Annotated in this window: 20 protein-coding genes; 10 read left to right on the plus strand and 10 right to left on the minus strand. The window is 30.5% G+C overall.

What is annotated here, in order from left to right; genetic code table 11:
• Nucleotides 1-2 precede the first annotated feature (2 nt).
• On the minus strand, nt 3-479 hold the full coding sequence (gene rpsG / locus KCTC32516_RS01155) for a 30S ribosomal protein S7 (protein ID WP_301401481.1): 477 nt from the start codon (nt 477-479) through the stop codon (nt 3-5).
• Nucleotides 480-506: 27 nt separating this feature from the next.
• Entirely contained in the window at nt 507-881 is a 375-nt protein-coding gene (gene rpsL, locus KCTC32516_RS01160) for a 30S ribosomal protein S12 (protein ID WP_188597492.1), read from the minus strand.
• Nucleotides 882-1,034: 153 nt separating this feature from the next.
• Here rpsL and KCTC32516_RS01165 point away from each other — a divergent pair, with 153 nt between their 5' ends.
• The 6 genes from KCTC32516_RS01165 to rlmB all read left to right on the plus strand — a co-directional run bounded on the left by KCTC32516_RS01165 (nt 1,035) and on the right by rlmB (nt 13,229).
• On the plus strand, nt 1,035-2,708 hold the full coding sequence (locus KCTC32516_RS01165) for a BamA/TamA family outer membrane protein (RefSeq protein WP_301401483.1): 1,674 nt from the start codon (nt 1,035-1,037) through the stop codon (nt 2,706-2,708).
• A 107-nt stretch (nt 2,709-2,815) separates the two neighbouring features.
• The gene (locus tag KCTC32516_RS01170) at nt 2,816-5,977 is read left to right on the plus strand and encodes a SusC/RagA family TonB-linked outer membrane protein (RefSeq protein WP_301401485.1); all 3,162 of its coding nucleotides are present in this window, start codon (nt 2,816-2,818) and stop codon (nt 5,975-5,977) included.
• A gap of 12 nt (nt 5,978-5,989) precedes the next feature.
• Entirely contained in the window at nt 5,990-7,429 is a 1,440-nt protein-coding gene (locus tag KCTC32516_RS01175; RefSeq protein ID WP_301401487.1) for a SusD/RagB family nutrient-binding outer membrane lipoprotein, read from the plus strand.
• A 212-nt stretch (nt 7,430-7,641) separates the two neighbouring features.
• Entirely contained in the window at nt 7,642-10,869 is a 3,228-nt protein-coding gene (locus KCTC32516_RS01180; RefSeq protein ID WP_301401489.1) for a SusC/RagA family TonB-linked outer membrane protein, read from the plus strand.
• Between the two features lie 11 nt (nt 10,870-10,880).
• Nucleotides 10,881-12,395, plus strand: coding sequence for a RagB/SusD family nutrient uptake outer membrane protein (locus KCTC32516_RS01185; protein WP_301401491.1), 1,515 nt, complete (start codon nt 10,881-10,883; stop codon nt 12,393-12,395).
• A gap of 81 nt (nt 12,396-12,476) precedes the next feature.
• Nucleotides 12,477-13,229, plus strand: a complete 753-nt coding sequence (gene rlmB / locus KCTC32516_RS01190; RefSeq protein WP_301401492.1) for a 23S rRNA (guanosine(2251)-2'-O)-methyltransferase RlmB — start codon at nt 12,477-12,479, stop codon at nt 13,227-13,229.
• A gap of 42 nt (nt 13,230-13,271) precedes the next feature.
• On the opposite strand, the gene KCTC32516_RS01195 is transcribed toward rlmB, so the two are convergent.
• A complete protein-coding gene (locus KCTC32516_RS01195) occupies nt 13,272-13,952 on the minus strand; it encodes a rhomboid family intramembrane serine protease (RefSeq protein WP_301401494.1) in 681 nt (226 codons plus the stop codon).
• A gap of 76 nt (nt 13,953-14,028) precedes the next feature.
• On the opposite strand from KCTC32516_RS01195, the gene KCTC32516_RS01200 reads away from it, so the two are divergent.
• Nucleotides 14,029-15,303, plus strand: coding sequence for a replication-associated recombination protein A (locus KCTC32516_RS01200; RefSeq protein WP_301401496.1), 1,275 nt, complete (start codon nt 14,029-14,031; stop codon nt 15,301-15,303).
• Here the strand turns inward: KCTC32516_RS01200 and KCTC32516_RS01205 are convergent.
• Genes KCTC32516_RS01205 through KCTC32516_RS01220 form a run of 4 tightly spaced genes read right to left on the minus strand, consistent with a single transcriptional unit; the run spans nt 15,300 to nt 18,751 of the window.
• On the minus strand, nt 15,300-16,070 hold the full coding sequence (locus KCTC32516_RS01205) for a hypothetical protein (protein WP_301401498.1): 771 nt from the start codon (nt 16,068-16,070) through the stop codon (nt 15,300-15,302). The genes KCTC32516_RS01200 and KCTC32516_RS01205 overlap by 4 nt on opposite strands.
• A 1-nt stretch (nt 16,071) precedes the next feature.
• The gene (locus tag KCTC32516_RS01210) at nt 16,072-17,475 is read right to left on the minus strand and encodes a DUF5723 family protein (protein ID WP_301401499.1); all 1,404 of its coding nucleotides are present in this window, start codon (nt 17,473-17,475) and stop codon (nt 16,072-16,074) included.
• 2 nt (nt 17,476-17,477) lie between these two features.
• On the minus strand, nt 17,478-18,032 hold the full coding sequence (locus KCTC32516_RS01215; RefSeq protein ID WP_301401501.1) for a hypothetical protein: 555 nt from the start codon (nt 18,030-18,032) through the stop codon (nt 17,478-17,480).
• Between the two features lie 35 nt (nt 18,033-18,067).
• Nucleotides 18,068-18,751: a YjjG family noncanonical pyrimidine nucleotidase gene (locus KCTC32516_RS01220; RefSeq protein ID WP_301401503.1), complete on the minus strand. Its 684-nt coding sequence runs from the start codon at nt 18,749-18,751 to the stop codon at nt 18,068-18,070.
• A gap of 76 nt (nt 18,752-18,827) precedes the next feature.
• Between KCTC32516_RS01220 and KCTC32516_RS01225 the strand changes: the two genes are divergently transcribed.
• The gene (locus KCTC32516_RS01225; protein ID WP_301401505.1) at nt 18,828-19,964 is read left to right on the plus strand and encodes a glycosyltransferase family 4 protein; all 1,137 of its coding nucleotides are present in this window, start codon (nt 18,828-18,830) and stop codon (nt 19,962-19,964) included.
• Complete coding sequence (locus KCTC32516_RS01230; RefSeq protein ID WP_301401506.1) at nt 19,961-21,226, plus strand: MATE family efflux transporter; 1,266 nt, start codon at nt 19,961-19,963, stop codon at nt 21,224-21,226. The genes KCTC32516_RS01225 and KCTC32516_RS01230 overlap by 4 nt, the downstream gene beginning before the upstream one ends.
• Here the strand turns inward: KCTC32516_RS01230 and KCTC32516_RS01235 are convergent.
• The 3 genes from KCTC32516_RS01235 to radC are packed head-to-tail and all read right to left on the minus strand — an operon-like array spanning nt 21,196 to nt 24,079.
• On the minus strand, nt 21,196-22,065 hold the full coding sequence (locus tag KCTC32516_RS01235; protein WP_301401508.1) for a hypothetical protein: 870 nt from the start codon (nt 22,063-22,065) through the stop codon (nt 21,196-21,198). The genes KCTC32516_RS01230 and KCTC32516_RS01235 overlap by 31 nt on opposite strands.
• Nucleotide 22,066: 1 nt before the next feature.
• Nucleotides 22,067-23,371, minus strand: coding sequence for a polysaccharide deacetylase family protein (locus KCTC32516_RS01240; RefSeq protein WP_301401510.1), 1,305 nt, complete (start codon nt 23,369-23,371; stop codon nt 22,067-22,069).
• Nucleotides 23,372-23,392: 21 nt separating this feature from the next.
• Nucleotides 23,393-24,079, minus strand: a complete 687-nt coding sequence (gene radC / locus KCTC32516_RS01245) for a RadC family protein (RefSeq protein WP_301401512.1) — start codon at nt 24,077-24,079, stop codon at nt 23,393-23,395.
• 126 nt (nt 24,080-24,205) lie between these two features.
• Here radC and trkA point away from each other — a divergent pair, with 126 nt between their 5' ends.
• Entirely contained in the window at nt 24,206-25,555 is a 1,350-nt protein-coding gene (gene trkA, locus KCTC32516_RS01250) for a Trk system potassium transporter TrkA (RefSeq protein WP_301401514.1), read from the plus strand.
• Nucleotides 25,556-25,557 lie beyond the last annotated feature (2 nt).

A 25,557-nucleotide genomic window follows, 5' to 3' on the forward strand; every position in this document is an offset into this window, starting at 1 on the left:
TCTTAGAATCTAAAGTGTGAGAATGCTTTATTAGCTTCTGCCATTTTATGAACATCTACTCTTTTCTTAACAGCTGCTCCTTCTTCTTTAGATGCAGCTAATACTTCTGCAGCTAAACGTTGAGCCATTGTTTTTTCGTTTCTCTTACGTGTGTGCAAGATTAACCATTTGATAGCTAAAGAAACTTTTCTATCTGGTCTAATTTGCATTGGGATTTGGAATGTCGCTCCACCTACACGCTTAGATCTAACTTCTACGTGAGGCATTACATTTGATAATGCTTCTTTCCAAATTTCTAATGCTGATTTTTCTTCTTCACCTTTCCTTTCTTCTACGAGGTCTAACGCATCGTAAAATACTTTAAAGGCTACTGATTTTTTACCATCCCACATTAAGTTGTTTACAAAACGTGTAACTAATTGATCGTTAAATTTTGGATCTGGTAAAAGAATTCTTTTTTTCGCTCTTCTTTTTCTCATGTCTTTACATTAAAAAAGTTAATAAAATTACTTCTTTGGGCGTTTTGCACCATACTTTGATCTACGTTGAGTTCTTCCCTCAACTCCCGCTGTATCTAAAGCTCCACGTACTACGTGATACTTTACTCCTGGCAAATCTTTTACCCTTCCTCCTCTAACTAATACTATCGAGTGCTCTTGTAAATTATGTCCTTCTCCAGGGATGTATGCATTAATCTCGTTTCCGTTTGTCAATCTTACCCTTGCAACTTTTCTCATCGCTGAGTTAGGTTTTTTAGGTGTGGTTGTATAAACACGAGTACATACTCCTCTTCTTTGAGGACATGATTTTAAAGCAGCCGATTTACTCTTCTTAGTTATTTTGGTTCTTCCTTTACGTACTAATTGTTGTATCGTTGGCATACTAAATTGTTAATAATTACGTTTTTATTTATAATTTGTCTCTTTTTAAGAGTTTGCAAATGTACAATTAATTTCCAATTATTCAAATGTCAGTAAGTTATTTTTTAAAACAATCTTTTTTAATTGATTATTATAATTTTCAACTTACTTTTAATGGCTATAGATTTCTTGATTTTGAATAAAAACCTTACACCTTATATATATCTACTTTTTTTTAGCTTTTTTGTTAGTCCTTTTTACGGACAGGAGAACAATAACTACAGCTTAATCATAAAAAGTAAAGATAGTCTTGAAAGTAATGTAGTTAAAAGCATTAACTACAAAAGCAACTTCAAAAAAATTGAGCAACTACATAAAACAAAAGATAGTATTCTTACTCTTTTAAAAGAAAAAGGTTATTACACATTATTAACTGACAGCATCAATCAACAAAAAAAGAAGTACACGTATTATTTAAAATTAGGATTAAGAATAAAGAGTATCTATATAAAGGTAGATGTAAAAGATGCTAAAATTCTTCAAGCTTTAAATTTAAAACCCAAAAATGAGTATTTAATTCTTGAAAACGAAAAACTAAAACCACTACTAAATACTATCCAGAAATATTTAACTGAAAATGGTCAACTTTTTTCTAAAGTTAAATTGATAAATTTAAACACCAACAAGCAATCTCTTTTTACAGAACTTCAAATTAGTTATTCAAAAAAAAGAAGCATCAACAAAACAATACTAAATGGATATACAGATTTTCCTTCATCATTTATAAAGCATTATTTAAACTTAAACACTCAAGGTGTTGTTAATGAAACCAAAATTGAAGAAATATCTAGAAAAATCAATCAATTAAATTTTGCTTCTGAAATTAAAAAACCAGAAATTTTGTTCAGCAAAGATTCTACAATCCTTTATTTATATTTAAGAAAGAAAAAAGCAAGTAGTTTTGATGGATTAATTAATTTTTCAACTGAAAATAAAAAACTAAATTTCAGAGGTTATTTAGATTTAAACTTGGTGAATATTTTTAATAAGGGTGAAGAAATAAAAATCAATTGGAAAAACAACAGCAATAACAAACAAGATTTTATTTTAAAAACTAAAATTCCGTATATTTTTAATAGTAAAATTAGCACAGAGGCTGCTTTTAATTTATACAGAAGTGATTCTACCTACACTACTACAAACTCAAAAATCTTATTGAGCTATCCAATAAACCAGCTTACTGCTTTTTCTTTCTTATTTTCTACAGAAAACTCAAACGTTAACTCAACTGCAAACAACATTTCTAATTTTGATAAAAAAATGATCGGACTTGGAATGCGGCACAACTCACAAAAAAATAATAAACTTAGTGTTGATTTTAATATTTTATACGGAATAAGAAACACGAATGTAAAAACCAAGCAATTTTTGGTAAACTACACTGCTTCTGGGTTGATAAAAACCTCAAACAAAACAACCTTATTTATAAGGAACAAAAGTGGGCTTCTTTTTTCTGACTTCTATTTAAATAATGAACTCTTTAGAGAAGGAGGAGTAAATAGCATTAGAGGCTTCAATGAACAATCAATATTTACTTCAAAATTCTCATACATAAATAGTGAGTTCAGGTTTATCTCTAAAAACAACTCTTATTTATATAGCATTCATGATATTGGTGTTTTTAATTCAAACACACAAAACAACGTTCTATACTCTTTCGGAATTGGATACAATTATATTAAAAACAACAACTCAATTAACGTATCCTACACGCGTGGTGAGTCAAACCACATCATCTCTAATTTACTGTCTTCTTTTTTATCTATTAATTACTTAACATTATTTTAATAAGACGTTGAAAAGTTTCATGTTATATTAACATTTTTTAGCATTTTAGTTGCACAATTAACTTTTATTTATGACTTTTGGCTCTAATTAATTCAAATAATTATACAATGAAAACAAAGTTTAATGGAATTTTAACGCTATTGCTAGCGTTGGTGGTGCAAATTTCTTTTGCACAAGAAAAAACTGTTTCGGGTACAGTTTCTGACAATTCAGGAGCTTTACCAGGGGTTAGTGTCCTTATTAAGGGAACAACTACTGGTACTGAAACTGATTTTGATGGTAAGTATTCTATTAAAACTAAGACAGGCGATGTTCTTAGTTTTAGATATTTAGGGTACAAAACTGTTGAGAAAACTATTGGTTCTTCTAGTACTATTAATGTAACTATGGTAGAAGACGCAAATGTATTAGACGAAGTAGTAGTTACTGGTCTAGGTATTAAGAGAGATAAAAAAGCTTTAGGTTTCTCTCAACAATCCGTAGAGGGTGAGGCTTTAGTTAAAGCTAAAGAAACTGACATTTCTAATGCCCTAGCTGGTAAAATTTCTGGGGTTCAAATTGTTGGGAACAATAGTTCTACTTTTGGATCTTCTCAAGTTAAATTAAGAGGTGAGTCTAACGTTCTGTATGTGGTTGATGGTGTAAAAGTATATGCTTCTTCAGACATTAACACAGATAACGTTGCTGACATTTCTGTTCTTAAAGGTGGGTCTGCAACAGCTATTTACGGTCCTGATGGTAGAAACGGAGTTATTGTTATTACAACAAAACAAGCAACAAAAGGTGCAGCAACTATAGATGTAGATTATGCTACAACTGTAAACTCAGTAACTAATTTAGCTAAATATCAAAATGAATATGGTGGTGGTTACAGTCAAACATTTCCAACATTTGCTTTTGATCCATCAAAAGACCCTGCTTCTTGGGCAGCATTTAATGGCCAAAAAATACCTCAGTATTATGCAGATGAATCTTGGGGTCCTAAATTAGATGGAACTTTGGTTCGTCACTGGGATTCATGGATTCAAGGAGCTCCTACTTTTGGAGAACTAAGAGCATGGTCTCCTAGTAAGAATAGCACTGATTCATTCTACGACATTTCTTTAACTCAAAATGCTACAGTAGCGTTTAACAAAGCAGAAGACAATTACTCTGTCAGAACTTCTGTTTCATACATCAAACAAAACGGTGTTGTGCCAAACTCTAAAAAAGAGCAAACAAGAATTGCATTAAATGCAAAATACAATGTTTCTGACAAATTGGAGTTTTATGCTAATATTAACTACGAGAACAGATCTTTCTTAAATAATCCTGAACAAGGATATGGTAATTTAGGATCTAACTTTAATCAGTGGTGGCAAAGACAATTAGATTTTAAGAGATTGAGAAATTATGAGCAAGCAGGTCAAATTGTATCTTGGAACATCAATGGTCCTCGTAACACAAAACCTTTATATTGGGATATGCCATACTTTCATTCTTATGAAAACTTAAGACATAACTACAAAAATGCAGTTTATGGGAAAATTGGAGCAAACTATACGCTTAATGACAACATTAAAATAACTGCAGAAGTTAGAAGAACTTTTAACTCATATGCAGATGATGATAGAGGTACAACTAAAAGTTTATTAGATCAATCTTTCTACTCAGAATCTATGTCAAGAGCTTCGCAAAAGGAATTTTTTGCAATGGCAAACTACAACAAAAAGTTTATGAATGACAAGTTAGATGTAGATGTAATTGCGGGTACAGAGATAACTCAAAATGACTATAAAAGACTAAGCGCTAACACTGTAGGAGGGTTAACAATTCCTCTTTTCTATAATTTAGCAGGCTCAAAAGACGCTGTTTCAGCAAGAACAAGTATTATTCAATCAGAGTCAAGAAGTGTCTTTTCAAAAGCTTCTATAGGATATGAAAACATGGTATATTTAGATGGATCATATAGATTGGACTGGAAATCAACAGCAAACCCAACTAAAAACAGAGTTGATACTTATGGAGTATCTGCTAGTTTTTTAGCACACAAAGTATTACCTAAAAATGATATTTTAAACTTTGTTAAACTTAGAGCTGGGTATTCTACTTCTCCATTTTTTCCTAATGCTTACCAAATATCAAGTGTATACAATGTAGGAAGTCTTTATAATGGAAATGGAAGATTATCTGTTTCTAATACTCAAGCAAACCCTATATTAGAAGGTGGTGTTAGAAAAGAATTAGAATTAGGTACTGAAATGTATTTCTTCAACAATAAACTATCATTAGATTTAACTTATTTTAACAGAAAAGATGAAGGTATCCCAGTAAATGTTCCTTTAGATGGAGCTACTGGATACACTAACACTACTGTAAATGCAGGAAAAACATCTTCTTCTGGTATAGAATTAGGTTTATCAGGTGATGTAATAAGAACAGAAGATTTTACTTTTGGCTTAAGTTTCAACTTTGCTACTTTATCTAAAAAAGTAGATTTTATTTATGATGGTGTTGAATCGAGAGATCTTAGTACTTATACATCTAGAATGAAATTACAAGAAAGAGTTGGCCAAGAGTGGGGCTTATTCTACGGAACCGGATTTGGACGTGGAGCTAACAATGAAATTATGTTTAGAAGTAGAGGAAGTGGAAGGTATTCATATTCTTTACAACCTAACAAATTTTTAGGTTCGTTATTGCCAGATTTCACAGGAGGTATTACAACGAACTTTGAATATAAAAACATGAGCTTAAGCTTAGGATTTGACTTTCAAAAAGGAGGTAAATATTACTCTAGAACAGAAAGATATATGGTTCACTCTGGTTTAGCTGATTATACAGCAGGGTTAAATGATAAAGGAAACCCTAAAAGAGACCCTATAGCTTCTGGTGGTGGTGTACACATTGTTGGTGTACTACAAACTGGTACAGACGCAAGTGGAAATCCTACTACAGACGGAACAGCAGTTGATACCTACGTAGAAGCTCAAGATATTTATGGTCTTGGTAACATTGGTAATGTTTATGAAAACAACTTACATGATGCTACGTATGCAAAATTAAGAACTATTAGATTTAACTATTCTTTAGACAAAGATTTTGTAACTAAATTTAATATTAAATCTGCTTCAATTGGAGCTTTTGCAAATAATGTATGGTTAATATACTCTGACCTTCCTTGGATTGATCCTTCAGAAATTGAAAAAAGATCTGGAATCAACTGGGCGGAAGCAGGTACACTACCAAGTACAAGATCTATAGGATTGAACTTAAAATTAACATTTTAAAAGATAAATAAAATGAAAAAAACAATTAAAAAAATAGCTGTCTTTATGTTTGCCGCTACTGTCATCAGTTCATGTAATACTGTTGATTTTGGAAATGTAAATGATAATCCTAATGGACCTACAGCTGCCATTACATCTCAATTGTTGTCATCAGCTCAAGTTTCTGTGTCAGCAGTTATTACAAATGTTGATGGTATAAATTATGTACAGCAAATTACAGAAGGTCAGTACCCTGGCCCTTCTAGATATACAACTTTAACTTTTAGTTATAATGGATGGTACACAGGACCTGTTCAAAATTTAAACAAAATTATTGAAGTAAATTTAGATGCAAAAACAGCACCCGCTGCTGCTTCTTTTGGTAACAATGATAACCAAATAGCAGTTGCCAAATTATTAAGAGCATATTTCTTACATTATATGACAGATACTTGGGGTGATTTACCCTGGACTGAGGCCTTTAAAGGTATTCAAGGTACACAACCTAAATTTGACAGTCAGAAATCATTATACACATATATGTTTGCAGAAATAAATGATGCTCTAGGTAGAATGAATGCTAATGCTGGACCTGCAGGAGATCTCATTTTTCAAGGAGACATGGCAAAATGGGCTACTTTTGGTAACACATTAAAAATGATCATGGCTTTAAGAATTTCAGATGCTGATGCAGTAATGGCAAAAAAGAATTTTGAAGAAGCTGTTGCCTCTGGAAAATTAATCTCTAGTAATGCTGAAAACATAAGATTTACTTATGGTTCTGATGAAACTAGTGATAATCCTTGGGAAGATAGATTTTTTAGTCGTGAAGATTATGTGATGTCTGAAACAATGATGGGCTTTTTAAATGCTAAAGCTGATCCTAGAAAATTCAAATACACAAAACCAGCGGCTAATGGAGCTGTTCTAGCTAATAATTTTGATGAGTATGCTGGAGCACCAAATGGTAAAGTAAATGGTAATACTAAAGATTTTGCTTTTATCACAAATACTGTAATTGGTGATAAAACATACAAAGTTGCTATTTATACTTATGCTCAAGTTGAATTTTCATTAGCTGAGGTTGCTGTTAGATTCCCAACTTGGAATATTGGTGGAGGAACAGCTGCATCTCACTTTAAATCTGGTATAGAAGCTTCTATGATGGATTGGGGTGTTTCTGCTCTTGATATGAATGCATATACGAGTGTAAACACAAGTGCTACTATGGCTGATATTGCTTATGAAAAGTATATGGCTTTATACTTAAACGGCCCTGAAGCTTGGGCTGAATGGAGAAGATTAGATGCACCAGCATTAACTCCTTCTATTTATGCAAATGACCAAAGAATTCCTGTAAGACATGCTTACAGTTCTTCAGTTGCCGATAACAACCCAACTAATTATGCTGCTGTTGTTGCATCTCAAGGACCTGATAATTTACACACTAAATTATGGTGGGATAAAAACTAAATTATAGAAATATAATTTAACTCATAAAAGTTAAAAGCTGTAAAGAGAAATCTCTTTACAGCTTTTTTTATATTAATAATCTAATTCATAAAATTACTAATTATATATATTTTCTCATTAATACTTAGAAAATCATAAAATAAATGTTAAAAAATTCGGTTTATTAAGAAAAAATTAAGATTTTTGTGACAATTAATTCAAATAATTATACAATGAAAACAAAGTTTAATGGAATTTTAACGCTGTTATTAGCGTTGGTGGTGCAAGTTTCTTTTGCACAGGAAAAAACTATTTCTGGGACAGTTTCTGACAAATCAGGAATATTACCAGGGGTTAGCGTTCTTATCAAAGGAACAAAAACCGGTACTGAAACTGATTTTGATGGTAAGTACTCTATTAAAGCTAAGACAGGAGATGTTCTTCGTTTTAGCTACTTAGGATACAAAACTGTTGAAAAAACTATTGGTTCTTCTAGTACTATTAATGTTACTATAAAAGAAGATGCAAATGTGCTAGATGAAGTCGTAGTCGTAGGTTATGGTACAACTACAAAAAAATCATTTACTGGTACTGCGAGTGTAGTTTCTACGGAAAACATCGATGCAAAATCTGTTTCCAACATAGCACAAGCCTTATCTGGTGAAGCTGCAGGAGTTTCTGTTAATAGAACTAATGGTAGACCAGGATCAGGTGCTACTATACGAATTAGAGGGTTTAGCTCGATTCAAGGTAACAGTTCACCATTATATGTAGTTGATGGAGTTCCTTTTACTGGAGATATAAACTCCATTAATCCAAATGATATAGCATCAACAACTATCTTAAAAGATGCCTCTGCTACAGCTATTTATGGTGCAAGAGGAGCTAATGGTGTAGTTGTGTTAACTACAAAAAAAGGTAAAGTTGGTAGAAATATTATTGAATTTGATTTTCAAACATCAATTAACAAACGAACATTACCTCGTTATAACCTTATAGATAACGAAGAAGAATACATGAGTTTAGTATACGATGGACTTAAGAATGCTGCTGAATTAAATGGGCAAGCAAATCCTTCTCAATACGCTTTAGATAACCTTTTCTCTGGTAGAGGTGTTGCTCCTTTATACAATATGTGGAATGTAGCTGACGGTAATGGACTTATTGATCCAAACACTGGTCTTGTAAAAAGTAATGTAACAAGAAAGTATACTCCAACAAATTGGGCGGATGCAGGATATGTAACTGGTATTAGAAAAGAGATGAATTTTAAAACATCTGGTGGTGATGACAAAACGAGACACTATTTCTCTTTGGGATACTTAACGGATGAGGGGTATATTCAAAAATCACAATATGATAGATATTCTACAAGGTTAAATGTAACAACAAAACCTACAGATAGAGTTAAAATTAATACAAATTTAGATTATTCTTACAGTGAGAATAATGATGCTACTGGTTATGGTGGTGGTAATGTAACATATATGTTAGACTACACTCCAACTATTTACCCTCTATATCTTAGAGATACTAATGGTAGTATAGTACTTAACCCAAATACAAATAAGCCATTTTATGATTTTGGTGATAACTCAGCTGGTAATGCAAGAGATTTTTCTGCTACCTATAATGGTGTTGGTGAATCTATATACAACGTAAATCGTAGTAAAAGACATTCTGTTAATGCAAATGTTAATTTTGTAGTTGACATTCTTGAAGGGTTAACTTTTGAAACTACATATGGGGTTAATCTTTACAGTAGCAATTTAGATCGGGTTAGAAACTCGATTCAAGGAAGCGCAGGTGTTGCATTAGGGGGTACTCTTTATAAGTCTAACTCAACTTATTTATCACAAAATTTTAACCAAATTTTTAGATATAAAACTAAGTTTGGTGAGGATCACAACTTTGATGTGCTATTAGCTCACGAATCTTTTGAAGATACAAATGAATATTTTGATCTTAATAAAAAGGGTATTGTTAACTTAAACCCAAATGCAGTAGGAGTTCCAGATAATTATTTGGACCAAAATGGGGTTTCATCTGGTTCAAAAACAGATACTTCATTAGAAAGTTATTTTACACAAGCTAACTATAGTTACGCAAGTAAATACTACCTAACAGGTACGTTACGTAGAGATGGTTCTTCAAGATTTTTTAAAAATAAATGGGGAACATTTTGGTCAGTAGGTGCTGGTTGGGTTCTTAGTGAAGAAGATTTCTTAGATTCATTAGATTTTATTGATTTCTTAAAGCTTAAAGCTAGTTATGGTGTTCTTGGTGATCAAGGAAATGCTGCTTTTGCTGGTCAACTTGGATTTGATATCCAAAACCTTCTTGGAAAACCTTCTTTAGTTCCAAGAGCAGTTGTTGATCCTAATATTACGTGGGAGTCAAGTAATCAATTTCAAACAGGTGTAGAGCTTGAGTTATTTAATGGTGCAATTGAAGCAAATTTAGATTTCTATATGAAAACCACTTCTAATCTATATGTAAACAAGAGATTGCCTCCTTCTACTGGTGATGCTATTATTTTGACCAACGATGGTGAATTAGTAAACAAAGGTTTTGAATTTGATGTGACTGGTAATATTGTAAGAAATGATGACTTTAAATTATCCCTAACAGTAAATGGTGAAATGTTTAATAACGAAATAACTCAAATGCCAATTGAAAACTCAACTGGTAAACCAAAGGTTATAAATATTGACGGTGACTATGCTCAATCAAAGGGTCATAGTATTTATGATTTTTATCTTAGACAATGGGCTGGAGTTAACCCAGCTAATGGTGACGGACAATGGATAGAAAACTGGGCTGATGCTAATAATGATGGTATATATAATGCTGGAGAAGGTATTTTAGATTTATTGCTTTATACAGCAGCAAATCCAAATTCAGTTATTAAAGAACGTATTACATCTACTTATGCTGACGCAACTAGAAAATATAATGGTAAATCTCTTATTCCTACTGTTAGAGGTGCTTTCAGACTTAGTACTACCTACAAAAGTTTTACTTTGAATACTCAATTTGGGTATAGTTTAGGAGGTTATGGTTATGACAATAACTATGCAGTACTTATGTCAAATGGTAAAGTTGGGTCTTCAAGCTATAATGTAGATATGAGAAATAGATGGATGAAACCTGGAGATATAACGAATGTACCTAGACTTTACTCAAACGAAAATGTTAGAGTTAATGCAGGTTCTACAAGATTTATAACAAGTACCGACTACTTATCTTTAAACAATATTAGATTAGGGTATGATATACCTTCAAAAGCATTAGCAAAAACTGGACTTTCTTCTGTTAATATATGGTTGTCTGGAGATAACTTATTTTTATTGAGTGCTAGAGATGGGTATAATCCTACTACTTCAGTAACAGGTCAGTCTGGCAGATATACATATAATCCAATATCTAATTACACATTAGGTGTTCGAGTTAAATTTTAAAACTTTTAATTATGAAAAAAATAAATTATATATTAAGTATTGTTATTGCAAGTATTATTCTTATTTCTTGTAGTAAAGAATATTTAGAAAAAAGACCTACAGGTTTCATCTCTAATGAAGATTTAGGGGCAACTGCTTTGATTAATCCTAGCATTGTTGAAGGAAATTTAAGAGGAATATACAACCAAATGGTGACAGCATATATTGGTGGTACAGGTAGTCAAGAGGATTTTGGTCATAAGTCTTTTGACTTGATGAGTGATTTACTTTCTAGTGATTTAGCTCAGATTGGTGCGAGATACAATAGATTTGTAGGCTTAGCAAATCTTGTATGGACAGATGATCAATCCATTAACATTCCAAATTATACTGCATGGAGATTTTACTACAGAATAATAAATAGTGCTAACTTAATTATACAAAGTAATGGTGGTAATGATGCAGTGCCTGCTTCTGATGCAGTAAAGGGTGTATTAGGTCAAGCAAAAACGATAAGAGCATTTGCCTATTTTTATTTAAGTCAGTATTATGCGATTAAATATGATCCAACAAAAGAAGTTTTACCACTATATATCCTCCCTGGTGAAGGAGGTAAGGCAAAATCAAAAATGAGTGTAATATATGATCAAATAATAAAAGATCTTACATCTGCAATCAGTTTTATGGATAACTATAATAGACCTAATAAAGCATCAATAAACAAAAATGTTGCTAAAGGATTTCTTGCATATGTATATGCATCAATGGGTCAAAGCGATAAAAATCTATTAGCAATGAATTTAGCTGAGGAAGTTATCACATCTGGTGAATTTACAATGATGAATAAGAATGAAGTTACTGGTGGTTTTAATCAACTAAGTACTCCAGGATGGATGTGGGGATTTGATCTTACAACAGCTAATGATTTAGGTTTAGTTTCATGGTGGGGATTTATGGATTACTACAGCTATTCTTACCAAGCTGTTGGTAATTACAGAGGAATTGATCAAGGTCTTTATGACAATATTAATGCTAACGATATAAGAAAAGATCAATTTGGTCAACCAACTTCTACTGGTTTTATTCCAGGAGCTTTTCCTTTAATCCCAGCGAGAAAATTTTATAATGGAAATTTACAACGATTTGGACAAAACCCAATGACAGATGATTATGTTTACATGAGAGTTACAGAAATGTACTTATTGTCTGCAGAAATGAATGCTGTTGAAGGTAACGATGCTGCCGCTAAGACTAGACTAAAACAAGTGTTGGCTAATCGATTTGATAATGCTTTAGATTATGCTTATGTAGATTTATTATCTGGTCAAGCTTTAATAGACGAAATTGTTTTTCAAACTAAAATTGAGTTTATTGGTGAAGGGAAAAGTTATTTATTGATGAAAAGAAGAAAACTAAGTAATACCAGAGGTGCTAATCACCTAAACAAAGCTGGTCAAACTTTTTCTTATGATGATCCAAGATTAACTTTCGCGATACCTCAAAGAGAACTTACAGATAATCCTATGATAACTGCAGGTAATAAATAACATTTTGAAATTATATTTATTATATAATATTAAAACCACCTCAATAGAGGTGGTTTTTTTATTTATAATTACATTTGCAGTATGGAAATAAAAACAGAAATAATTTTTGGAACTAGAGCTATTATAGAAGCTATTAATAGTGGCAACACCATTAGTAAAGTCTATTTACAAAAAGAATTAAAAGGAAGTTTATTTTCTGAATTAAATGGCTTGATAAAAGCAAATGGTATCTCTACAAGCAATGTTCCTGTAGAAAAACTAGATCGTTTATCAAAATATAACAATCATCAAGGAGCTGTTGCACAAATATCTCCCATTGATTTTTATGACTTAGAACAATTGATTGAAACGACATTAGAAAAGAATAAAACGCCTTTATTTTTATTATTAGATCAACTCTCTGATGTCCGGAATTTCGGAGCGATTATTAGAACTGCAGAATGTACAGGTGTTAACGGAATTATCATCCAAAAAGATGGAAGTGCTCCAGTAAATGCTGAAACCATAAAAACTTCTGCCGGCGCAGCGTTTAAAGTGCCAATTTGTAAAGTAGATCATATTAAAGATGCGTTGTTTATTTTACAGGCATCAGATATTAAAACAATTGCGGCTACCGAGAAAACAGATGCTTCTATTTTTGACATTAATTTTAATCAACCCATTGCAATTATTATGGGTTCTGAACACAGGGGTGTAAACCCTTCTATTTTAAAAATGGTAGATTATAAAGCTAAACTTCCTCTTTTAGGAGACATAGCATCTTTAAATGTTTCTGTTGCTTGTGGTGCTTTTTTATATGAAACGGTGAGACAGCGAATGGTGACTAGTAGTTAAGGATTAGTAGTTAGCGGCTAATTTAAAATTAAAAATCACTTTCTAAATACCTTCTTGATTCGGCTCCTCTTCTATTTCTTGTTTTGGTGGATTAAAATTACCATCATCATCAAAAAGCAAATCGAATTCTGTTACTTTAAACTTGTATTGTTCTTTAACAATTCCTTTTTGTTTAAACACAAAAGCAAAAACAAACCCTACTAAAAACCCTGATAAATGCCCTTCCCAAGAAACGCCATCTTTAATTGGAAAAACGTACCAAACCATACTTCCATACAAAAAGATGACAATTAAAGAAACTGCCACTAATTGAAATTGCTTTTTTATAATTCCTGAGAAAAAAATAAAACTAAAAAGTAAATATACAATTCCACTTGCACCAATATGATATGCTTCTCTAGCAATAACCCAAGTTAGTAAACCTGATAAAAACCCACCAAACAATACTACTTTTACATAAACAGATTTATAAAAGTAGATTAAAAACGATAATAAGACGAATAAAGGAATTGAATTGTTAAAAAGATGGTTTGTGTCGCTATGGATAAAAGGAGAAAGAAAAACCCCCTTTAAGCCGCCTAAACTTCTTGGTAAAATACCTGCTTTTGTAAAATTGAATGAAAACTGTATTTCGATCCAATAAACAAACCAGATTACAAAAATAAAAAGAGAAGGAACCACAAGTACTTCTTTTGTAAATTTAAATTGATTGCTTGTTTTCATCCCTATAAAATTAGCAAAAATTCAGCCATTTAAAATTTACTGAAAATCTGTCATAAAACTTTCTTATTTTTACCTTATGAATGAGCCATTAGCAGAACGTATAAGACCAAAAAATTTAGACGATTATATTAGTCAACAACATTTGGTCGGCAAAAACGGTATTCTTACAAATCACATCAAACAAGGAATTATTCCTTCTTTAATTTTATGGGGACCTCCAGGAATTGGAAAAACTACGCTTGCAAATATTATTGCTCAAGAATCTGACAGACCTTTTTACACATTAAGCGCCATTAGTTCTGGTGTTAAAGATGTTAGAGAAATTATTGAAAAAGCAAAAAATAGTGGCGGTTTATTTACCAGTAAAAATCCTATTTTATTTATTGATGAAATCCATCGTTTTAGCAAATCTCAACAAGATTCGTTGTTGGGGGCTGTAGAAAAAGGTTGGGTAACCTTAATTGGTGCAACTACAGAGAACCCAAGTTTTGAAGTGATTCCTGCCCTACTTTCTCGTTGTCAGGTGTATATTTTAAATTCGTTTGATAAAGAAGATTTAATTGCTTTACTAGATCGGGCGATGAAAAAAGATGAATTTATTTCTAAGCGAAAAATAGAACTACTAGAAACGGACGCTTTAATTCGTGTTTCGGGCGGCGATGCTCGGAAACTTTTAAATGTCTTCGAATTACTCGTCAATTCATCTGAAGATCCTGTGAAAATTACAGATACATTTGTTTTAGAAAAAGTTCAAAAAAATACTGTTCATTACGATAAAACGGGCGAACAACATTACGACATCATTTCTGCATTTATAAAATCGATTCGAGGAAGTGATCCAAATGCAGCGATCTACTGGTTAGCAAGAATGATTGAAGGTGGCGAAGATGTGAAGTTTATTGCTAGAAGATTACTTATTTTAGCTTCAGAAGATATTGGCAATGCCAATCCGACAGCTTTAATTTTAGCGAATAATACGTTTCAGGCTGTTTCTGTAATTGGACATCCAGAATCGAGAATCACTTTAAGTCAATGTGCCATTTATTTAGCAAATTCTGCAAAAAGTAATGCTTCTTATGAGGCCATTGGAAACGCACAAGAATTGGTTCGAAAAACGGGTGATTTATCTGTGCCTTTACCTTTAAGAAATGCGCCAACAAAATTGATGAAAGATTTAGATTATGGCAAAAATTATAAATATGCTCATAATTTTGAGAACAACTTTGCTAATCAAGAGTTTTTACCTAAAGAAATCAGTAGTACAAAACTGTACGAACCAGGAAATAATCCAAGAGAAAATGCTTTTAGGGAAGTTTTAAAAAATAGATGGAAAGACAAGTATAAATATTAAAACTTGATTTGATATTCTTTCTGAATTCGCTTTCCGTTTTCATAAAATTCTGCAATCCATATAGAATTCTTTTTGTATAAAATTCCGTTTTTATTTTCAATAATAAAAACAGTTTCTTGCTGCGTTTTTAAAACTTTAAAAATCACTTTAGGGACTGTATCTACTAGTTGAAATCCGTTAATAATAGCTTGCGCATACAAAACATTTTCTATTGTATTTTTGGAGTTTGTAACTTTATCAGCACTTGTTGTATTAGCAACAACCGTTTTAACAATAGCTGCTTTTTCTACTTTAGGAGTTTCTATAACTTTAACAACATTATTAGTAATTACAACCTCTGGTTTATAGGAATAATTTCTAATTATTGGATCTTTAAACGCATTACGTATTGCTTTATGAAACCCTTTTTTAAAATCTTTTTCTTTTGTTTTTCCTAAAGAACTTGTGTAAATTATTTTACCTATACAGTCTTTTAAAACCAAATTGACTTTAATTGTAAACATGCTAGAAGCATCATTAATAGAAGCAAATAACGATGAACATTTATTGACTTTTAAATCTTCTGGAAACGTCTCTGTACTTAAAAAAGCAGTATATCCATATTTATTAAACAAAAATTTGGTTAAAGAGCTTGTCTCGTATTGATCTGCTTTTTTAAAAAAATCAAATTTGTTTGCAACCACAACATATTTATAATTGTTTAACTTTTGTTGTCCAAAAAAGGAAAAACTGGTTATAAAAAATCCTAAAAAAAATATTTTCTTCATCTTAATCAAAAATTAAATTAAACCCAAACTGTAAAGAGGCGCTTTTAGCATTAGCTAAATCTGATAATTTTAATACATTATTTAACAAGCCATACATATGAAATTTACCTATTTGTGTAGAAACTCCTACTCCAACATTTGTAAACGAATAATCATCCGCAGTATATGTAAATTTAGCATTAATTTTTTCACCAATACTTTTTTCAAAAAATAGTGTTGCTGCAATTTGTGTACTTAATGGTCTTGTAATTGCATACAATTGTAAACCAACTGAATTGTTATAATATTCTTTATACGTTTCATCGTAACATTCTTTGTTAGATCTTGCTCTTCCATAACTATATCTAACCGCTCCATTAAATTTTATTGGTCTCCAAGAAATAAAAGAATTCGAATTGGATGTTCCTGGTATATTCTTTCTAAACTCGCTATCTATTTCCGCCAAATAATCTTTGTTAATTACCGACCAATAATCTTTATTAGCTTCATCAAAAAGCACTTTAACACCATTAAACTGGTGACTACCAACAAGTGATAAATTTTTTACATTTTTTGAATAACTAATAAAACCAATATCCAAAATACTTCCAGTAAATTCTATTTGTGGTGTATAATGATATGTAAAACCAACATCGATACCAACACCAATATTTTTACTTAAAAAAGTATTTCCAATTGCATCTTTTAAACCAATACTAATTTTATTATTTTCATCTAACATTCCAGATGAATTAAAATTAATATTTATGTTACTAAAATAATGTCTATAAATATTGTCAACACCTTCTACAGTAGTAAATGTTCCGGTATTATTTTGTGATGAAACATGTACACTTCCAGAATAAATTTTAAATCTTCCTCCAATATTTAATCTTTTATTTACTTTATAGGATAAACCTGCATGAATAACACCTAAAATATCACCTCTAAATCTTAATTGAGATAAATGAACCGTTTTATTTATATTTAATCCATTTCCATAGTATGCAAGATTTGCTAAATCGTTTGGGAAATACCCAATAAAATCCATTTCTTGATACAAACCAAAACTTAAATACATTTTCTCATTTAATCGATAACCGCCGTTTAAGATTTCTACAGTTGAGTTAAAATCAATAAAATCTCTTTCTGTTAGTTTTCCAATTAAGTCCCTAAATTTAGATGTAAAGCCTATGTTATCAGTTAAAAACAAATCTGAAATTTTTGCTTTTGAAGAACCTACACTAAATAACAATCCAGATAAAAATGGAATACCTGCATGAAATCTAAAATTAGTTTCTGCTCCAGGATTTACCATTAACGTGTTTGGCATTTCTGCAAAACCATACAACAATTGTTTGTTTTGGCTGTAACCTAAGCAACTAATTAAAACCCCTAAAACAATAAATAATTTTCTGAAATTCATATTTATATTTTAAGGAAAAAAGTTCCTGCGGTTTTAAATACTAATTTTTTTTCTATAGCAGGATTAATAGCTGCTCCATTATTATTTTGTGATAACTGTACAAAAACTCTAATTTTTGTTGAAGAAAGAAATTGTTGATTGCCAGAAACAACAATTGTTTCTTTATGTAAATATTTTAAATTATTAGCAGTAATATTAAACGTTTGTAAGGTATGTGTTACAACATTATTATCATCTAAAAACTGAAAATCTACTGTAAAATCTCGATCAAATTCATTAGTAATTTCGAACTCAATCTCTGCCTTTATTAGATTTTTTCTAACAAAAGAGCTATTTAAAGATAAAAAATCTGAAGTTTTATTTATTGGCGTAACTATTTCTAAAGAATTAATTCTATCAAAAAAAACAACTTGATTTAATGTAAAATATACCAACGAAGTTTTAAAAATAGGTTCGGCAGTTAAATCTCCTATTTGTTCAAAATCTACATGTTTGATACATGAAGAAAATAAAAAAATAAAGATTAAAAATACAGGAGTTTTTATAATATTCTTCATTTACTTAAGTGTTCAGTAGCAACAACGAATGAGGTTTAAAGATATTGTTTTATTTGTAAAAGATGAGAAACAGATGTGTATTTTTTTTCATCGAACTTAAGGTTTTCTGAATTAAAGTGAATGCTTGTAATCCCGCAATTTAATGCGCCCATAATATCTGCTTCTAAATTATCTCCAATCATTACACTATTATCTGCATTTGCATTTGCTTTAGCCAACGCAAATTCAAATACTTTCGGATTTGGTTTCTTTACTCCAACCGATTCTGATGTAATTATTTGATTAAAATATTTTTTAATTCCAGATTTTTCAAGTTTCAAATCCTGAACTTCATCAAATCCGTTTGTAATAATATGTAGCTTGTATTTTGGTTGCAAATAGTCTAACAATTCTATTGTGCCATCAAACAAATAATTGTTAGATGGCAATACATTTATGTATTCTTCAGATAATAAATGAATTAAATCATCGCTTACAACATAGTTTAATTGATCAAAAGTGTCTTTCAATCTACCATATCTTAACACTTCTTTACTCACTTTTTCTTCTCTATATTGTTTCCAATATTCAAAATTTATCGGTGAATACACCGCTAAAAACTCTTGCAATTCTAAATGAATATCATGCGCTTTAAAAAGCTGCTCGAATGTTAGATTAGAGTTTTTCTCAAAGTCCCATAATGTATGGTCTAAATCAAAAAAAATGTGTTTTATTTTCATTTGGCTAAAATATAAATATAAACCAAACCTTAAAACTCTTTTAAGTCTTTATATTTGTAATTAAAGTTTTTGTTTTTTGACTAAAAAATTACATATTCTATTTTTATGTAGTTGGTTTCCTTCAAAGGAATTTCCAACAAATGGAGATTTTATTGAAAAACATGCAAAAGCTGTTAGTTTAAAACACAGCGTTTCTGTTTTACATATTGTTACTAGTAAAAAAATTACAAAAACGATTATTGACAAGAATGTTGATGACAATTTAACTACGTATGTTGGCTATGTTAAACAAACCAAAAACCCAATTTTAAAAGCAATTCGATTTTACAAAACATACATTCAACTTTTAAAATTAATTGGTGATTTCGATCTTATTCACTTAAACATACTGTATCCGTTTGGATTGTTTGCTTTACATCAACAATTTACAAAGAGAAAACCTTTTCTCATTTCTGAACATTGGACCGGTTATTTGAATTCAAGAAAAAACAACATTTCTTTTTCTCAAAAAAAGCTTTCTAAATTGATAACAAAAAAAGCTTCTTTTGTGTGTCCAGTTAGTAATGAACTACAAAACGGAATGCAACATTTAGGATTAAAAGGAACTTATTTCCCTGTCGGAAATGTTGTTGACACAAACCTTTTCTTTCCATCTGATAAAAAAAATAAAACATTTACAATTATCCATGTTTCAGGATTGAATGATGCTCAAAAAAATAGTACCGACATGCTAAAAGTTGCCAAACTTTTAGAAAATGAGATAGCTAATTTCTGCTGGAAATTTATTGGCGGAACATCAGAAAATTACAAAAACTTAATTACTGATTTAAACTTTAAAACTGCTAAAATTGAATTTATCAATCATGTTTCACAAAAAGAGTTGGCCACACATTTACAAGAAGCAAACCTTTGTGTTTCGTTTAGCAATTACGAAACTTTTGGCATTGTAATGCCTGAAGCAATTGCGTGCGGAACGTTTCTAATTTCTACAAATACAGGAATTTTAAACGAATTAAAACCACAAGATTTCTTTTCGATAATTCCCGTAAAAGATAAAAATGCATTGACAACAGAAATTGTAAAACAGTATAAAAATCCAACAAAATTAAACACAGAAAAAATGCATTTGTTTGTACAAAACAGATTTAGCCAAGAAATTATTGCTGATGCATTTTCTAAATTATATTTTAAAACGCTAAATAAAAACTCTTGAGTTTATTAAAAAGTTACATACAAAATTTTGTTTCTAGAGCTGGTACTTACATTTTATCAGCCTCCATAATTTCTCGACTTTTATCTTTTATTGCATCTTGGATTGCGCTACAATTAATTCCGAATAAAGAACTAGGAATTGTGCTTTTTGCCTATAATATTATTCTATTTATCATTCCGATTGGCGGTTTTGGATTGCATCAAAGTTTATTAAGATACGGCGCATTATTAAAAACTGATGAAGAAAAAAATAGTTTGTTTCGTTATACTTTTTTTAAAGGAATTTGGGTAACGTTTATCTTAATTTTTATACTTCTTTTGGCTAGTTTTTTGATTGAGTTTAAATTTGAAAACACCAATTATTATCTCGCTTTTTTATCAATAACAATTATCCCAACGTATTTATTTGAATTGATAAAAATTCAGTTTAGATTACAACACAAAAACAAATTATTTGCATTTACAGAAATTATTTTCACAACTTTTTTAACGCTTTCTGTATTGATTTTAAGTTATTACTTTAAAGAAAAAGGCTATGCAATTGCCTTAGTTTTAACGCCTACTCTTTCGGGGTTGTTTTTTATAAATAAATTTAAATCAAGTCTGCTTTCCAAGAAAAAACTAACCATCATAAATCGTACATTTTGGAAGTATGGAATTTTTGCTAGTTTGTCTAATGTGGTAACTCAATTGTTGTTTGTCATCGATATTTTGCTAATTGGCTTTTTATTAAATGACGCAGAAATGGTAACCAATTACAAATATATTTCTTTAATTCCGTTGAGCTTATTATTTTTGCCAAGAGCGTTTATCAATGCAGATTTTGTTGCGTTTACAGAAAACATTTACGACAAAAAATACATTGTAAAATATAGCAAAAGCTACATGTTATTGTTCACTCTTTTAAGTAGTGGTTTTTGTCTTTTCTTCTGGTTGTTTGCTGATGTAATTTTAACGCTGTTTGATGCAAGTTTTACACAATTCAAAACATCCTTTTTAATTTTAATTGTTGGTGTTTCTGGAATCTTAATTTTTAGAGGATTGTTTGGTAATCTGCTCTCATCAATCGGCAAAGCACATATAAACTTTTACATTACATCTGCTGCGTTAATCATCAATGTTTTTAGCAATTATTATTTGATTCCTACATACGGAATTAAAGGTGCAGCAATCACTTCTGCTTCCTTAATGTGGGGTACAGGAATTGTTTCTGCAATTTTATTCTGGAAACTTTACAACAACCATTTTTTAAGTAAAAAATAAGTTTCTGATTTTGCTCCAAAACTTTTAAAGAATTTTGCAATTCCAGGAATTTGAGAGCCTTCAAAATCTAAAAACAATTCTGAATTTGAATGCTTTTTAATCACATCATTCAACAACAAACTAGCCACCTGTTTTTCTTTTCCTACTCTAGAAACAGCAGAAAACAAATAAATTATTCTTTTAGAATCCGAGGCAAAAACAGATCCGCCTATTAGTTTTTTATCGAGTTTTATTCCAAGTATTTTCACCTTGCTTTTACTTTTTAAAACCGCTACTAATTTCGTTAATTTTTCATATTCTTTTGCTGTAACTTCTTTAAAAGAATAATGTTGATTAGATAATTTTAATACTTCAGAAAAAGAAATTTCTTCGATTGCAAATTGCTCTTTTAAACCTTGCTGAATTGCATGTTTTCTTCCTTTAGAAAAACCTTTGTAAAGCGTTTTATACTCTTTATCTAAAGATAATATATAGTTCTTTTTTGTGCTGCTCTTTTCTTCAGAAAATTTATTTTCTGAATTCAGTTGTACTGTGATTTTCAAAAACTTTCTAGGAATCTTTTTTAAAAATTCTTCGATCGTGTTTTTAGAAGTTTCTTCCGCAGAAAAAACACCTAATTGCTGCGTAAAAAAGGGTTGTGAAATATATGAAATCAGATGTTTTTTCTGAAAAGGCAAAGGCATCACCGCATCATAATTATCTAAAACTAAAACACTCCAATTATCAGCAACTACATCTAAATACCAAGAATAGGCGTACACTCTACTTTGCAAAGAAGTAGCAATACAATTATTGTATTTTTCTTCATCAATTTGATTTCTTTTTACAAAATAAATCATCTTAATCGGTTGCAATTTTCAACATCGATTCGTACACTTTACTCCAGCCCTTCCATCTCAAATAATTACTTAAACTTTCGTTATGAAACAATGTTACAAACGTTCCGTTTACTGCTTTTACTTCGTTTTTTAGTTCTCTAATTTTTCCCAAAGATTGTCTTGGAGTTAACTCCATATAATCGTTTAAAGTTGTATCCATCAATGCAAAAGGGACAATCTTTAATGGCGTTTGAATTTCGAAATCTAAATCGTAAAAATAAAAAGGCGTACACGTACTTGCTCTAAAACCTACATGACCTGCATATCCCATAGAATAATCTTCTTTTATTTCTAAATCGATTAAATTCTGATATGTTTCTGGCAAACTAAAGCGCAAATAATGTTGCCTAGATTTTTCCATTGGCATATTTGTAATCGCCTCTAATCGTTCTTTTTCTTTCTTTAAAATAGTTTCATCTTTCATCGAAAAATAAGAAGGATGCAAACCAACTTTGGCATAATCTACCATTGTTTTTATCAGCAATTTAAATTTATTTTTTGAAGGAGAAACATTGGTGTCAAAAGTGGTGTAATCTGCAACTAAAAAAAAGAATATTGTAGGTGCTTTGTATTTCTTTTTTAAGGATAAAATTGCTTTAAAAGTATTGTAAGGGTCTTGTTTAATGTTTGTAATTACGGCAAATCTATCCCAAAAATTCCGGAGTTTGAAAGTGAAGAAATCTTTGATAAAAGCGCCTAAAGTTCTTACCAAACTTTTATTTTTATAAGCGTACGCATTATCAATATCTATGGTAGAAATGTATTGATATGTTCGCGTTTTATATTCATAATCAGGGAACTTTTCTTTTAGCTTTTCCAACAATTTATACGCCCAAACATCAACCAAAGGTTTTTCTAAAAAACGGTATTTAAATGCCAAACTTTGCTCTGCGGTAAAGCGTTCATGCACATCTCTAACATGTGGCAAATACTCTTCGTATCTACTTAGTAAATAGAAACTTGCAGAAAAAATATCAAACGGAATTACAGATTTTGATCCAGCGTTAAAAAAACACGGCGTGTCTTCCCAATGAAAAATAGTAATGTCTAAATCGTTTACGCCTTGCTCAAATAACAAATCATTACTCCTAATAAAAAACTCGTTTCCAAGCGGCGTTTTAGAATAGGTCATTTTTAAACCGTTAAAAGCGATAAACTCTTCAATTTTTGTTGTAAAATCAACTGGAATTTGCAATACACGCGTAAAAATATGTTTAAAAATATAGCGTAATCTTGGTGTTATTTTATGAGTATAAACGAGTATCAAATTTTGTGAATTAATTAAAAATTAAAGCTTTTGGTTGTCTGCAAAGCTAAAATAATCTTTTTGTGTGATAATTAAATGATCTAGTAACTTTATATCTAAAGTTTGTCCGGCTTCTTTAATTTTCTGAGTCAACAATTCGTCCGATTTACTGGGTGTTAATTTTCCTGAAGGATGATTGTGACACACAATAATACCAACCGTTGTTAATGCAACTGCTTTTTTAAACAACAATCTTACATCAACCATTGTTGCTGTAATTCCGCCTTTGCTTAATTGCTTTTTAGCAATTACTTTGTTTGAATTATTTAAATACAATACCCAAAATTCTTCGTGGTGTAATTCTCCAATAATTGGTTGCATTATTTGAAAAGCATCTGTACTACTTTTTATAATTGTTTTTTGTTCAACAGGTTCAAAATGTCTTCTTTTTCCTAACTCTAAAGCCGTAATTATACTTACTGCTTTTGCTTCTCCAATTCCTTTAAACGCTTTTAATTGTTCAAAAGTTAGAGCCGCCAACTCGTTGAGATTATTATTTACAGAGTTCAAAATTCTTTTACTCAGCTCAACAGCACTTTCTTTTTTTGTTCCAGAGCCAATTAAAATCGCAATCAATTCTGCATCGGTTAAAACAGTTTTTCCTTGTAGGATTAGCTTTTCTCTTGGTCGATCTTCTACCGCCCAAGATTTAATAGTTAATTTTTTCATTTTTAGCAATTTTAAGAATAAATATAAGGTTTATTTAGAAGATTAAAATTGATTAATAAATTCTTTTTTTTGTGGATGCGCTTAAAGAACAATACATTTGCAGACTATCATTCATTTTAAACTTTTATGAAAATTATAATAGCTGGCGCTGGGGATGTTGGTTTCCATTTAGCTAAATTATTGTCTTACGAAGCTCAAGACACTTATGTCGTTGACTTTGATGGAGATAAATTAGAATACATCAATAATCATTTAGATGTATTTACTAAAAAAGGAGATGCTACTTCTATCAATCTTTTAAAAGAAATAGGAATAGAATCTGCTGATTTATTATTAGCTGTAACCGAGTCTCAGAATACAAATTTCACAGTTTCAGTTATTGGAAAAGCTCTTGGTGTTAAAAAAACCATTGCTAGAATAGACAATCCAGAGTTTTTAAACAACACTGTTATCGACTTTAAAAAATTTGGTATCGACGTGATGATTTCACCGCAAGAATTAGCAGCAAATGAAATAAAAATGCTGTTAAATCAATCTTCATTTAACGATACGGTTGAGTTTGAAAAAGGATTGTTTAACATCATGGGAACTACTTTAGAATACAAATCTCCTATTTTAGATTTAACGGTTAAAGAAGCAAAAGAAAAATTTCCTTTGGTAGATTTTATTACCATTGCTATTAAACGAGAAGGAGCTTCTCAAACTATGATTCCTCGCGGAGATACTGTTTATAATATTAAAGATCAAGTCTATTTTTCTGTTCCCAAAAAAAGTATCGAAAAATTATACCAAATAATTGGCCAAAAACAAATAACTATTAAAAATGTTATGATTTTAGGCGGAAGTAGTATTGGTTTTAAAACAGCAAGAAATCTTTGTAAAGAAAGTTATAAAGTAAAAATAATTGAAAAAAATAAAGACAGAGCTTTAGACCTAGCAGATAAATTATCTAATGCATTGGTAATTAATGGAGATGGAAGAGATCTTGAGTTGCTAGAAGAAGAAAATATTAGAGAAATGGATGCTTTTATCGCTGTAACTGGCAATTCTGAAACCAATATAATGTCTTGTTTGGTTGCAAAATCTAAAGGTGTTAAAAAAACAATTGCTTTGGTTGAAAACATGGATTATATGAACATTTCTCAAACAATTGGGATTGATACATTAATCAACAAAAAATTATTAGCTGCAAGTAGTATTTTTAAACATATTAGAAAAGGTGAAGTACTTGCGCTTGCCAACTTACATAATATTGATGCAGAAATATTTGAGTTTGAAGTGCATGAAAACTCTAAAGTAACTCGCAAACCTATTAGCGAACTAAAATTTCCTAGAGAAGCAGTTTTTGGTGGAATTATTAGAGACGGAGAAGCATTGATGTCTTTTGGCGGATTTCAAATAAAAGCTGGCGATAAAGCAATTATTTTTTGTTTACCCGAAGCCGTTTCTATTGTAGAAGAATTATTTAAATCTTAATA

The organism is Polaribacter huanghezhanensis (assembly GCF_030444335.1).
Lineage (GTDB): Bacteria > Bacteroidota > Bacteroidia > Flavobacteriales > Flavobacteriaceae > Polaribacter > Polaribacter huanghezhanensis.

Coding starts and splice junctions, on each gene's coding strand:
- rpsG (WP_301401481.1), bottom strand. CDS start 479: ATGAGAAAAAGAAGAGCGAAAAAAAGAATTCTTTTACCAGATCCAAAA.
- rpsL (WP_188597492.1), bottom strand. CDS start 881: ATGCCAACGATACAACAATTAGTACGTAAAGGAAGAACCAAAATAACT.
- KCTC32516_RS01165 (WP_301401483.1), top strand. CDS start 1,035: ATGGCTATAGATTTCTTGATTTTGAATAAAAACCTTACACCTTATATA.
- KCTC32516_RS01170 (WP_301401485.1), top strand. CDS start 2,816: ATGAAAACAAAGTTTAATGGAATTTTAACGCTATTGCTAGCGTTGGTG.
- KCTC32516_RS01175 (WP_301401487.1), top strand. CDS start 5,990: ATGAAAAAAACAATTAAAAAAATAGCTGTCTTTATGTTTGCCGCTACT.
- KCTC32516_RS01180 (WP_301401489.1), top strand. CDS start 7,642: ATGAAAACAAAGTTTAATGGAATTTTAACGCTGTTATTAGCGTTGGTG.
- KCTC32516_RS01185 (WP_301401491.1), top strand. CDS start 10,881: ATGAAAAAAATAAATTATATATTAAGTATTGTTATTGCAAGTATTATT.
- rlmB (WP_301401492.1), top strand. CDS start 12,477: ATGGAAATAAAAACAGAAATAATTTTTGGAACTAGAGCTATTATAGAA.
- KCTC32516_RS01195 (WP_301401494.1), bottom strand. CDS start 13,952: ATGAAAACAAGCAATCAATTTAAATTTACAAAAGAAGTACTTGTGGTT.
- KCTC32516_RS01200 (WP_301401496.1), top strand. CDS start 14,029: ATGAATGAGCCATTAGCAGAACGTATAAGACCAAAAAATTTAGACGAT.
- KCTC32516_RS01205 (WP_301401498.1), bottom strand. CDS start 16,070: ATGAAGAAAATATTTTTTTTAGGATTTTTTATAACCAGTTTTTCCTTT.
- KCTC32516_RS01210 (WP_301401499.1), bottom strand. CDS start 17,475: ATGAATTTCAGAAAATTATTTATTGTTTTAGGGGTTTTAATTAGTTGC.
- KCTC32516_RS01215 (WP_301401501.1), bottom strand. CDS start 18,032: ATGAAGAATATTATAAAAACTCCTGTATTTTTAATCTTTATTTTTTTA.
- KCTC32516_RS01220 (WP_301401503.1), bottom strand. CDS start 18,751: ATGAAAATAAAACACATTTTTTTTGATTTAGACCATACATTATGGGAC.
- KCTC32516_RS01235 (WP_301401508.1), bottom strand. CDS start 22,065: ATGATTTATTTTGTAAAAAGAAATCAAATTGATGAAGAAAAATACAAT.
- radC (WP_301401512.1), bottom strand. CDS start 24,079: ATGAAAAAATTAACTATTAAATCTTGGGCGGTAGAAGATCGACCAAGA.
- trkA (WP_301401514.1), top strand. CDS start 24,206: ATGAAAATTATAATAGCTGGCGCTGGGGATGTTGGTTTCCATTTAGCT.